At 70.5% G+C, this 11,077-nt stretch carries 11 protein-coding genes; 10 read left to right on the top strand and 1 reads right to left on the bottom strand.

Annotation, left to right across the window (positions count from 1 at the left end; genetic code table 11):
* Positions 1 to 25 precede the first annotated feature (25 nt).
* On the bottom strand, positions 26 to 739 hold the full coding sequence (locus tag ACFYPM_RS04255) for a response regulator transcription factor (RefSeq protein ID WP_387191084.1): 714 nt from the start codon (positions 737 to 739) through the stop codon (positions 26 to 28).
* Between the two features lie 470 nt (positions 740 to 1,209).
* On the opposite strand from ACFYPM_RS04255, the gene ACFYPM_RS04250 reads away from it, so the two are divergent.
* The 10 genes from ACFYPM_RS04250 to ACFYPM_RS04205 are packed head-to-tail and all read left to right on the top strand — an operon-like array spanning position 1,210 to position 11,072.
* Entirely contained in the window at positions 1,210 to 2,697 is a 1,488-nt protein-coding gene (locus tag ACFYPM_RS04250; protein ID WP_387191082.1) for an FAD-dependent monooxygenase, read from the top strand.
* Positions 2,697 to 3,026, top strand: a complete 330-nt coding sequence (locus tag ACFYPM_RS04245; protein WP_387191080.1) for a TcmI family type II polyketide cyclase — start codon at positions 2,697 to 2,699, stop codon at positions 3,024 to 3,026. Before ACFYPM_RS04250 ends, ACFYPM_RS04245 begins: the two co-directional genes overlap by 1 nt.
* Positions 3,023 to 4,297: a beta-ketoacyl-[acyl-carrier-protein] synthase family protein gene (locus tag ACFYPM_RS04240; protein ID WP_387191078.1), complete on the top strand. Its 1,275-nt coding sequence runs from the start codon at positions 3,023 to 3,025 to the stop codon at positions 4,295 to 4,297. Before ACFYPM_RS04245 ends, ACFYPM_RS04240 begins: the two co-directional genes overlap by 4 nt.
* A complete protein-coding gene (locus tag ACFYPM_RS04235; RefSeq protein ID WP_387191076.1) occupies positions 4,294 to 5,541 on the top strand; it encodes a ketosynthase chain-length factor in 1,248 nt (415 codons plus the stop codon). Before ACFYPM_RS04240 ends, ACFYPM_RS04235 begins: the two co-directional genes overlap by 4 nt.
* A gap of 16 nt (positions 5,542 to 5,557) precedes the next feature.
* Entirely contained in the window at positions 5,558 to 5,830 is a 273-nt protein-coding gene (locus ACFYPM_RS04230; RefSeq protein ID WP_365066544.1) for an acyl carrier protein, read from the top strand.
* Positions 5,827 to 6,606, top strand: a complete 780-nt coding sequence (gene fabG / locus ACFYPM_RS04225) for a 3-oxoacyl-ACP reductase FabG (RefSeq protein WP_387191074.1) — start codon at positions 5,827 to 5,829, stop codon at positions 6,604 to 6,606. The genes ACFYPM_RS04230 and fabG overlap by 4 nt, the downstream gene beginning before the upstream one ends.
* Before the next feature lie 20 nt (positions 6,607 to 6,626).
* Positions 6,627 to 7,562, top strand: coding sequence for an aromatase/cyclase (locus ACFYPM_RS04220; RefSeq protein WP_387191072.1), 936 nt, complete (start codon positions 6,627 to 6,629; stop codon positions 7,560 to 7,562).
* The gene (locus ACFYPM_RS04215; RefSeq protein ID WP_387191070.1) at positions 7,559 to 8,761 is read left to right on the top strand and encodes an FAD-dependent monooxygenase; all 1,203 of its coding nucleotides are present in this window, start codon (positions 7,559 to 7,561) and stop codon (positions 8,759 to 8,761) included. Before ACFYPM_RS04220 ends, ACFYPM_RS04215 begins: the two co-directional genes overlap by 4 nt.
* Positions 8,758 to 9,525 (top strand): SDR family oxidoreductase, encoded by a 768-nt coding sequence (locus tag ACFYPM_RS04210; RefSeq protein ID WP_387191068.1) that lies wholly within the window; start codon positions 8,758 to 8,760, stop codon positions 9,523 to 9,525. Before ACFYPM_RS04215 ends, ACFYPM_RS04210 begins: the two co-directional genes overlap by 4 nt.
* On the top strand, positions 9,522 to 11,072 hold the full coding sequence (locus ACFYPM_RS04205; protein WP_387191066.1) for an acyl-CoA carboxylase subunit beta: 1,551 nt from the start codon (positions 9,522 to 9,524) through the stop codon (positions 11,070 to 11,072). Before ACFYPM_RS04210 ends, ACFYPM_RS04205 begins: the two co-directional genes overlap by 4 nt.
* Positions 11,073 to 11,077 lie beyond the last annotated feature (5 nt).

Genomic DNA, 11,077 nt, shown 5'->3' with positions numbered 1-11,077 from the left:
GAAGGGTGGTGGGCGGCGGTGAGGCTCAGCCGGCCCGAGACAGCCGGGACGGCATCGACCGGCCGAGCCGGAAGCCGACGCCGCGTACCGTGACGATCACGTCGCGGTCCCCGAGTTTGGCGCGCAGGGCGCTCACGTGCGTGTCGATGGTGCGGCTGGTGGTCAGGCTGGGCGTGTAGGTGTCGGCGGGGAAGCCCCACACCTCGGTGGCGAGGCGGGTCCGGGAGTGGACGACGTCCGGTTCGCCGGCAAGGTGGTGCAACAGGTCAAACTCCTTGCGGGTGAGCTGGACGGGATTCCCGTGCACACGGACCTCGCGGACGCGCGGGTCGATGTGCAGGTCGCCACGGATGAGCACGGCTCCGGATCTGGTGCGCCCCGCCCCGGCCCGGACGCGGCGCATGATCGCCTCGATCCGGGCGAAGAGTTCGCGGACGCCGTACGGCTTGGTCACACAGTCGTCGCAGCCGGCCTGCAGGCTCAGGACCCGTTCGACCGCCATGTGCTGCTCGGTGAACGCGATCAGCGGGACGTCGCTGGCGCTTCGCACCCGCCGGCATGCTTCCACGCCGTCCATGTCACGGAGGCACAGGTCTATCAGCATGAGGTCGGAACGTTCGAGCGCGCCGATTGCCTCAGCTCCGGTCCCGCATTCTTTGACGTCAAAGCCGTGCCTTTTCAACTGTGCACTGAGCTCTGCGCGCCGGGAATTGTCGGAATCGACCACCAGGGCCCTCATTCGCACTGCTCCCTTGTTTTTTCCGCCGTGATCTCCGGCGGATCTCCCCGTATCGCCTTACATACAAAACCTATAGGTTTGATAGGTTTTGCACCATCAAGAGCCGCCTCGTCGCCGCCGGTACCCAGGCTAGGGTCTTGGGTTTGCCAACGGTAGTGAGTGACATCACGTCCAGCGATCACTCCGAGGTCGGAGCCGGGTGCCGGCGATGAATTGACATTCCTCTGTAGTTCTTCTGTATCTTCACGAGCTTCCCGGCCGAGTGGAAGCGCCGCGGCGACCGTCCCGCAGACGTCCCCCTGGGGTCGCTGAGGGGGATTTGACAATCGTCTGACCCAGCCCTGCGGGGAATCTGTGAATGCATGGGTTGAATCCAGGGCGGCGACCGATTGACGATTGTCGGCATCACTCCGATGGTGGCGTCCATCAATTCGAATGGTGCGCTGCGGCCATCGGTCGGGAGGAAAACCATGGATGCTTCGGCGATCGTCGTCGGCGCCGGCCCGGCCGGTCTCGCACTGGCTGGGGAGCTTCGGCTGGCCGGTGCGGACGTTGTCGTGCTGGACCGGCTGACCGCCCGCTCCGGCGAATCCCGGGGCCTCGGATTCACCGTCCGTACGCTGGAGACCTTCGACCAGCGGGGACTGCTGCCCCGCTTCCCCCAGCTGCAGACCACCACCCGTGGTCACTTCGGCGGCATCCCGCTCGACCTGGCCGTGCTCGGCGGGCAGGCCCGCGCCGTGCAGGGCATACCGCAGTCGGTGACCGAGAAGGTCCTCGAAGACTGGGTACGCGACCTGGGTGGCGACATCCGTTTCGGACACGAGATGCTCGACCTCAAGCAGGACGAGGACTCCGTACAGGTTCGGATCCGCACGGCCGGTGGGGAGCAGCACCTGCGCGCCCGCTACCTGGTCGGCGCCGACGGCGGCCGCAGCCGGGTGCGTGAGCGCGCCGGCATCGCCTTCCCCGGCAGCGAACCCACCACCGAGTTGCTGCTCGCCGACATCCGCGGCGCCGACATCACACCGCGGATGACCGGACAGGTGCTCGCCAATGGCATGGTGATGGCAGCGCCCCTCGGCGACGGCGTCAACCGGGTGATCATCTGCGAGCGCGGCGCCGAGCCCCGCCGCCGCACCGCTCCACCCCTGTTCAGCGAGGTCGCCGAAGCCTGGAAACGGCTCACCGGCACCGACATCTCGCACGCCGAGGCGATCTGGGTCAGCGCCTTCACCGACACGGCGCGCCTGGCCGAACAGTACCGGCGCGGCCGGGTGCTGCTCACCGGAGACGCCGCCCACGTGCACCTGCCCGCCGGCGGACAGGGCATGAACACCTCCATCCAGGACGCCGTCAACCTGGGCTGGAAACTGGCTGCGGTCCTGCGCGGTGCCGCCCCCGAAAGCCTGCTGGACACTTACCACACCGAACGCCATGAGGTCGGCCGGCAGTTGTTGGCCAACACCCAGGCGCAGGCCCGTCTCATCCTCGGCGGCGAAGAGGCCCAACCGATCCGCGACGTCCTGACCGAACTGATGGCTCACGAACCGGTGCGGCGGCACCTGGCGGCCAAGGTGAGCGGCCTCGACATCCGCTACGACGTCGGCGCCGGCGCCCATCCACTGCTCGGTGCCCGGCTGCCCCGGCTCACCGTGCTGGCCCGCGACCGCCCGTCCGACACCGCCGCGCTGCTACGTCCCGGCCGTGGCGTGCTCCTCGACCTCGACGACAACCCGTGGCTACGCCGGCGAGCCTTCGGCTGGCGTGACCGCGTCGACATCGTCACGGCGAGTCCACGCGACCCGCAGTCCCTTGAGTCGCTCGCCGGCGCCACCGCGGTCCTGGTGCGGCCTGACGGCTATGTCGCCTGGGCCGCCCCGGGCACCCGGTACGACCTGCCCACTGCGCTGAACCGGTGGTTCGGACCGGCCCGCGCTCGCAACCAGGAGAAATGATGACGCACAGTACCCTGATCGTCGCCCGCATGCAGCCCGACTCCGCCGGCGCGGTGTCGGATCTGTTCTCCCGATTCGACGACACCGACATGCCGCACCGGATGGGCACCCGCCGCCGTGAGCTGTTCGCCTACCGCGGCCTCTACTTCCACCTGCAGGACTTCGACCAACCGGACGGCGCCGAACGCATCCACGAAGCCCATACCGACGAACGTTTCGTCCGGATCAGCGCCGACCTCAAGCCCTACATCGAGGCCTACGACCCGGCGACCTGGCGCTCCCCGGCCGACGCCCTGGCGCAGCGCTTCTACCACTGGGAAGCCCGATGACCGCCCCCCGCCGCGTGGTCATCACCGGAATCGGGGTCACCGCGCCGGGCACACCGGGTGCCAAGGAATTTTGGCAGCTCATCTCCGACGGCCGTACCGCGACCCGGCGCATCTCGTTCTTCGACCCCACGCCGTTCCGCTCGCACGTCGCCGCCGAGGTCGACTTCAACCCGGAGAGCGCCGGCCTGCGCCCGCAGGAGATCCGCCGGATGGACCGGGCGGCGCAGTTCGCCGTGGTCACCGCCCGGGAGGCGGTGCAGGACAGCGGCCTGGAACTTGACACCCTCGACCCGGCCCGCGTCGGCGTCACCATTGGCAGTGCGGTCGGTGCCACGATGAGCCTGGACCAGGAGTACCGCACGGTCAGCGACGGCGGCCGGCTGGCCACTGTGGATCACCGGTACGCGGTGCCGCACCTCTACGACTATCTGGTGCCCAGCTCCTTCGCCACCGAGGTGGCGTGGGCCACCGGCGCCGAAGGCCCCAGCACCGTGATCTCCACCGGCTGCACGTCCGGCCTCGACGCGATCGGCTACGCCGCCGACGTCATCCGGGAGGGCCTGGCCGACACCATGATCGCCGGTGCCACCGACGCACCGATCTCGCCGATCACCGTCGCCTGCTTTGACGCCATCAAGGCGACCACCGACCGCAACGACGACCCGAAGACCGCCTCCCGTCCCTTCGACGCGACCCGCAACGGCTTCGTGCTCGGCGAGGGGGCCGCCGTGTTCGTTCTCGAGGAACTGAACGCTGCCCGCCGCCGCGGCGCGCACGTTTACGCCGAGGTGGCTGGTTACGCCACCCGGTCCAACGCCTTCCACATGACCGGGCTGCGCCCCGACGGCCGGGAGATGGCCGAGGCGATCCGCACGGCCCTTGCCGAGGCGCGGCTCAACCCCTCCGACATCGACTATGTCAACGCGCACGGCTCGGGCACCAAGCAGAACGACAGGCACGAGACTGCCGCCGTCAAGGACGGCCTCGGCGACCACGCCCGCCGCGTCCCGATGAGCTCGATCAAGTCGATGGTCGGCCACTCGCTGGGGGCGATCGGCTCCATCGAGGTCGCCGCCTGCGCACTGGCCATGGAGCACCACGTCGTGCCGCCCACCGCCAACCTGCACCACCGAGACCCCGACTGCGACCTCGACTACGTGCCACTGACGGCCCGCAGCCACCGCACCGACGCCGTGCTCTCGGTCGGCAGCGGCTTCGGCGGCTTCCAGAGCGCCGTGGTGCTGGCCCGGCCCGACAGGAGCCCACGATGACCATCCGCACCGTCGTGACCGGGCTCGGCATCGCCAGCCCCACCGGCGTCGGCGTCGACCCATACTGGCAGGCCACCCTGCGCGGGCGGACCGCCATCGCCCCGATCACCAGGTTCGACGCGTCCGGATACCCCGCCACGCTGGCCGGTGAGATCACCGGGTTCGCGCCCGAGCAGGAGCTGCCCGACCGGCTGTTGCCGCAGACCGACCGGATGACACGACTGGCCCTGGTCAGCGCCGACCGGGCCCTGGCCGACGCGGCGCTGACCCCCGCCGACCTCGGGCCGTACGACATCGGCGTGATCACCGCGAGTCACTCGGGCGGGTTCGAATTCGGTGAGAAGGAACTGCGGGCGCTGTGGAGCCAGGGCGGGCAGTTCGTCTCGGCCTACCAGTCGTTCGCCTGGTTCTACGCCGTCAACAGCGGCCAGATCTCCATCCGCAACAAGCTGCGCGGCCCCAGCGCCGTCGTCGTCAGCGACCAGGCCGGGGGACTCGACGCCCTGGCCCACGCCCGCCGGCAGGTCCGCAAGGGAACACCAGTGGTCGTCGCCGGCGCCGTCGACGCGTCCCTGTGCTCGTGGGGCTGGGTCGCCCAGCTGGCCGGAGGACGGCTCAGCACCGGCCGCGACCCGCAACACGCCTACCTGCCGTTCGATCAACGCGCGGCCGGGCACGTACCCGGTGAGGGCGGTGCCCTGTTGATCGTCGAGGACGCGGCGCACGCACGGCGACGGCAGGCCCCGCACGTCTATGGCGAGATCGCCGGGCATGCCGCGACCACCGACCCGGCCCCCGGCACCGGCCGCCCCTCCGGCCTGGTCCGTGCCGTCACCCTCGCACTGGCCGAGGCCGGCGTAGACCCCACCGACATCGACGTGGTCTTCGCCGACGCGGCCGCGGTTCCCGAACTCGACCAGGTCGAGGCCGCCGCGATCAGCACCGTGTTCGGCCCGCGCGGAGTGCCGGTGACCGCCCCCAAGACGATGACCGGCCGGCTGTACTCGGGCGCTGCCCCGCTGGACGTGGCCGCCGCCCTGCTCAGCATCCGCGACGGTGTCATCCCGCCGACGGTGAACAGCGACCCGGCCCCGGAGTACGAACTCGACCTGGTCACCGGAGCGCCACGACCCGCCCAGGTGCGTACCGCCCTGGTGCTCGCCCGCGGCCACGGCGGCTTCAACTCCGCCCTGGTCGTCCGCGCGCCACAGCCCGTGCTCGTCAGCACCTCCCATCCCTGCTGACCGGAAAGGCCAAACCATGCCCGGATCCACTCCCTTCACCCTCGACGACCTCCGGCGCATCCTGCGAGACGGCGCCGGCACCAGCGAGAACGTCAACCTTGCCGGCGACATCCTGGACACCGCCTTCGCCGACCTGGGCTACGACTCGCTGGCCCTGCTGGAGACCGGCAGCCGCATCGCGCGCGAGTTCGCTGTCGGCCTCGACGACGAACTGCTCGTCGGCGACACCCGCCCCCGCGAAGTCATCGACGCCGTCAACACCCAGCTCGCCGCCGGGAGCCCGACATGAGCGCCGGCCGGACGGCGCTGGTCACCGGCGGCACCAGCGGGATCGGCCTGGCCGTGGTCCGCCTGCTGGCCACCCAGGGACACCGGGTGTTCTTCGGCGCGCGGACCGCCGCCGCGGTCACCGACACCGTCAAGCAGCTGACCGGCGAGGGTCTCGACGTCGACGGCGCCGCCGTGGACGTGCGCGACGGCGCGCAGGTCCACGCCTTCGTGCAGAGCGCCGTCAACCGGTACGGCCCGATCGACATCCTGGTCAACAACGCCGGCCGCAGTGGCGGCGGGGTCACCGCCGACCTCGACGACGAACTCTGGGCCGACGTGCTGGAGACGAACCTGACAAGCGTCTTCCGGGTCACCCGGGAGGTGCTCAACACCGGTGGCCTGCGCGGCAAGGACAGTGGCCGGATCATCAACATCGCCTCGACCGCCGGCAAGCAGGGCGTCGTGCTCGGCGCACCGTACTCGGCGTCCAAACATGGTGTCGTCGGCTTCACCAAGGCGCTCGGCAACGAGTTGGCACCCACCGGCATCACCGTCAACGCCGTCTGCCCCGGCTACGTCGAGACGCCCATGGCCCAGCGGGTCCGGCAGGGCTACGCGACGGCGTACGACACCAGCGAGGAAGCGATCCTCGAAAAGTTCCAGGCCAAGATCCCCCTCGGCCGGTACTCGACCCCCGAAGAGGTCGCCGGTCTGGTCGGCTACCTCGCCTCCGACCCCGCCGCTTCGATCACCGCCCAGGCATTGAACGTCTGCGGCGGCCTCGGCAACTTCTGACCCTCCCGAAAGGACCTGTCATGGCCGACCGCCAGGTCGAACACGAGATCCTCGTCGAGGCGTCCGCCCACGACGTCTACCGCCTGCTCGCGGAGGTGGAGAACTGGCCCCGACTGTTCCCGCCCTCGATCCACGTCGACTACCTGGAACGCGACGGCAACCAGGAACGCATCCGCATCTGGGCCACCGCCAACGGCGAGGCGAAGAACTGGACGTCACGCCGCGTACTCGACGAAGCCGGCCTGCGCATCCGGTTCTGGCAGGAGGTGCCCGCCCCGCCGGTACGCGAGATGACCGGGACCTGGATCATCGAGCCGCTCGCCCAACGCCGCAGCAGGGTCCGCCTGCTGCACGAGTACTCCGCGATCGACGACGACCCGGAGAAGCTCGCCTGGATCGACCGGGCCGTCGACGACAACAGCCGCGCCGAGCTGCCCGGGCTGCGCGACAGCCTGGAACTGACAGCGGACGGCGAGCTCACCCGGTCGTTCAGCGACAGCGTCGAGATCGACGGCTCCGCCAAGGATGTCTTCGACTTCCTCAACGAGGCTCAGCACTGGGCGGACCGGCTGCCGCACGTGTCCGACGTGGAGTTCAGCGAACCCACGCCCGGCCTGCAGAACCTGCGGCTGACAACGCTGACCAAGGACGGCTCCTCGCACGTCACCGAGTCGGTCCGGGTGGCCTTCGCGCACCACCGCATCGTCTACAAGCAGACCACCCTGCCGGCCCTGCTCACCCTGCACACCGGCTATTGGCAGCTGGACGAGGACGCCGACGGCCGGACCACCGCGACCGCGGAACACACCGTGGCGATCAACCCGGACCGCATTGCCGGCATCCTCGGCGCCGATGCCGGCCTGCCGGAGGCTCACCGGTTCCTGCGCGAGGCCCTCGGTGGCAACAGCCTGACCACCCTGCGCCATGCCAAGGAGTACGCGGAAGCCCGGCGATGACCACCACCGGCGATCCGGGACGCCGCGACGTGGTGGTCGCCGGAGCCGGTCCGGTCGGCCTGCTGCTGGCCGGCGACCTCGCCCGGCACGGCGTCACGGTCACCGTGCTCGAACAGCGGACCGCGCCGCACCCCGAATCACGCGCCTCCACCCTGCACGCGCACACCATGGAACTGCTGGCCGGGCGTGACGTGCTTCCCCTGCTCGGCGACCTGCCCGAGGGTGGGCCTGGTCATTTCGGCGGCATCCGGCTCGATCTCGCCGCAGGGGAGGCGGGGCACCCGTACGCCGGGCAGTGGAAGTGCCCGCAGACCCGCCTGGAGTCGGTCCTCGCCACCTGGGCGGTCGCGGCGGGCGCCGACATCCGGCGCGGGGCGGTCGTCACCGGGCTGCGGCAACACGACGACGGCGTCGAGATCGACTACTTCGACACGCGCACCGGCCCGGCCCGGCTCGCCGCCGGTCACCTGGCCGGCTGTGACGGCGAACGCAGCACCGTACGCCAGCTTGGGGGGTTCAGTCTGACCGAACCGGCCACCGGACCAAGGCGGGAGCTGCTACGCGCCGACGTGGACGGCATCGACGTGCCGGACCGGCGCTTCGAACGCCTGCCGCGCGGTATGGCCACGGCCGTTCGGTGGCCGGACGGCGCCACCCGGATCATGGTGCACCGCTACGGTGCCGCACCACGGTGGCGTAGCGGGCCGGTGCCGTACGCCGAACTGGCCGAGACCTGGGCCGAGGTCACCGGCGAGGACATCGGACCCGGCACGCCCCGCTGGGTGAACGCCTTCGACGACGTCGGCAGGCAGGCCGCCGAGTACGTCCGCGGCCGGGTGGTGCTGGCCGGCGACGCCGCCCACCAGCAACTCCCGGCCGGCGGTCAGGCGCTGAATCTCGGCCTGCACGACGCCGCCGAGCTCGGCCCGCGGCTCGCCGCTCGGGCCAGGGGTGACGCCGGCGACAGCGTGCTCGTCGGCTACGACCGGGTCCGGCGTGCGGCCGGCGCCCGCACGCTCACCAACATCCGCGTCCAGGCCGACCTGCTGCTGGGCGACCCGGGCGTGGACGGCCTGCGGTCGGTGTTCACCGAACTGATCCAGCTCGACGCGGCCCGCGACCATCTGGCCCGTGCTGTCGGCGGCCTCGACCGCACGGCGCTCACCCACGACTCCGAGAAGAAAGGTGTTCCGGCATGAGCCGACTCACCGGCAAGACCGCACTCGTCACCGGATCCAGCCGTGGCATCGGCCGGGCGATCGCGATCCGGCTGGGCCGCGAGGGCGCACTGGTGGCCGTCCACTACGCCGCGAACACCGGTGCCGCGGAGGAGACCGTGGCCCTGATCGAGAAGGACGGTGGCCAGGCCTTCGCCGTGCGGTCCGAACTTGGTGTCCCGGGCGACGTGCACACCCTGTTCCTGGGCCTGGAACAGCAGCTCAAGGACCGCACCGGGGAGACGACCCTCGACATCCTCGTGAACAACGCGGGCGAGACCACCGCAACCGGCATCCCGATCGAGGAGGTCACCGGCGCGGTGTTCGACAGATTCTTCGCCGTCAACGCCCGAGCCCCGTTCTTCCTCGTGCAGCGGGCGCTGGCGCACCTGCCGGCCGGCGGCCGCATCATCAACATCTCCTCGGGGCTCACCCGGGTCGCCAACCCCGACCAGATCCCGTACGCGATGACCAAGGGCGCCATCGAGCAGCTCACCCTGCACCTGGCGCGGCTGCTCGCGCCGCGCGGCATCACCGTCAACACGGTCGCGCCCGGCATCACCGACAACGGCGGGCCGGTGTTCGACATCCCGGAGGCCGTGAAGCAGATGGCGAGCCTGTCCGCCTTCAACCGGGTCGGTCAGACCGGCGACGTCGCCGATGTGGTCACGTTCCTGGCCACCGACGAGGCGCGCTGGATCACCGGCGCCTTCCTCGACGCCACCGGCGGGACGCTGCTGGGATGAGCATCCGGCAGAGCACGGCGCAACTCGCCGACCTCAAGGAGACGGTCCGGCTGGGCACGGACCCCGCCGCTACCGAACGCCAGCATGCCCGCGGCAAGCTGACCGCCCGGGAACGCATCGACCTGCTGCTCGACAAGGACAGCTTCACCGAGGTGGAGGCTCTGCGTCGGCACCGCGCCACCGAGTTCGGCCTGCAACACCGCCGCCCGTACACCGACGGTGTGGTGACCGGCTGGGGCACCGTCGAGGGCCGCACCGTGTTCGTCTACGCCCACGACTTCCGGATCTTCGGCGGAGCGCTCGGGGAAGCGCACGCCCAGAAGATCCACAAGTTGATGGATCTGGCGATCTCCGCCGGGGCCCCGCTGGTGTCGCTCAACGACGGCGCCGGCGCTCGCATCCAGGAGGGGGTGACCGCCCTCGCCGGTTACGGCGGCATCTTCCAGCGCAACACCCGCGCCTCCGGCGTCATCCCGCAGATCAGCGTGATGCTGGGGCCCTGCGCGGGAGGCGCGGCGTACAGCCCGGCCCTGACCGATTTCGTGTTCATGGTCCGCGACACCGCGCAGATGTTCCTCACCGGGCCGGACGTGGTGCGGGCGGTCACCGGTGAGCAGATCAGCCAGAACGAACTCGGCGGCGCCGACGTGCACGCCGGCATATCCGGGGTGGCCCACTTCGTCCACGACGACGAGGAGAGCTGCCTGGCCGACGTGCGGTACCTCCTGTCGCTCCTGCCGGCCAACAACCGCGAACTACCACCCACCGTCGTCGGGGGTGATCCCGCACAGCGGCCCAGCGACGCGCTGCTCGACCTGGTGCCGGCCGACGGCAGCCGGGCGTACGACATGCGCGCCGTGCTCGCCGAGATCGTCGACGACGGCGAGCTGCTGGAGGTGCACGAGACGTACGCCCGGAATCTGGTCTGTGCCCTCGCCCGCCTCGACGGGCAGGTGGTCGGAATCGTGGCCAACCAGCCCGCCGTTCTGGCCGGTGTCCTGGACATCCCGGCCAGCGAGAAGGGCGGCCGCTTCGTGCAGTTCTGCGACGCCTTCAACATTCCCTTGATCACGCTTGTCGACGTGCCCGGCTTCCTGCCCGGAGTGGTGCAGGAGCACAACGGCATCATCCGGCACGGCGCGAAGCTGTTGTACGCCTACTGCGCGGCCACCGTTCCGAGGATCTCACTGATCCTGCGCAAGGCCTACGGCGGGGCGTACATCGTGATGGACTCCCGGTCGATCGGCGCGGACCTGGCACTGGCCTGGCCGACCAACGAGATCGCCGTGATGGGGCCGGAGGGCGCCGCCAATGTGATCTTCCGCCGGGAGATCGCCGCGGCGCCCGACCCGGAGGCGGCGCGCGCCGAGAAGATCGCCGAGTACCGCGCGGAACTGGTCCACCCCTATCACGCGGCCGAACGAGGGCTGATCGACGACGTGGTGGACCCGCGGCAGACCCGACCGGTGCTGTGCCGCGCGCTGGCCATGCTCGCCACCAAACACGGCGACATCCCGCATCGCAAGCACGGCAACCCTCCGCTCTGAAAGGA

It is taken from the genome of Micromonospora sp. NPDC005203 (assembly GCF_042872705.1).
Taxonomy (GTDB): domain Bacteria; phylum Actinomycetota; class Actinomycetes; order Mycobacteriales; family Micromonosporaceae; genus Micromonospora.
The sequence above is the reverse complement of the archived record's forward strand: the minus strand, read 5'-3'. Positions and strand labels throughout refer to the sequence as shown.